This window comes from Streptomyces sp. SID13726 (assembly GCF_010548375.1).
In the GTDB taxonomy this organism is placed as follows: domain Bacteria; phylum Actinomycetota; class Actinomycetes; order Streptomycetales; family Streptomycetaceae; genus Streptomyces.
In genome coordinates, this window is record NZ_JAAGLY010000449.1 from 1 (window position 1) to 442 (window position 442).

Below are 442 nucleotides of genomic sequence, written 5' to 3' on the forward strand. Positions count from 1 at the left end.
ACCGGGGCGCTCTCCTCCTCCTCGCCGAGGGTCCCGAGCGGGGTGACCCGGACCCGCAGCAGCAGCTCTCTGGCCGCGGCGTCGACGCGTTGCACGGTGGCCTCGACGTCCACCCTGTCGGGAGCCGAGGACCCGGCCGTGTGGACCGTGTCGATCGCCTCCCGTTCGGCGAACTGCAGCCACGACCCCACGGCCACCGCCACCACGATCAGGATCGCGAGGGGAAGCAGGACCGGCAGGAGCGAGGCCCGGGGGCGTCCTTGGCGAGGCGGGTACGAGGGTGGGGCCATGGTGACTCCGACGGGTGAGGCGGCCGTGGTGCGATCCTCCTCGACGGGGCTGACGATCCTCCGCATCCGGGCGCGCGTGTCGGTGGCGACGGCTGGCGCCCGTAGTCCAGGCCGCGCCGGGAGGCGGTGGACAGGTTGCTGATCATCGCGAA

General features: G+C 73.3%; 1 protein-coding gene. It reads right to left on the reverse strand.

What is annotated here, in order from left to right:
• Positions 1-290: DUF4436 family protein (locus tag G3I78_RS48530; protein ID WP_239158487.1), on the reverse strand; the 290-nt coding region annotated here is incomplete at its 3' end.
• Positions 291-442: the final 152 nt, after the last annotated feature.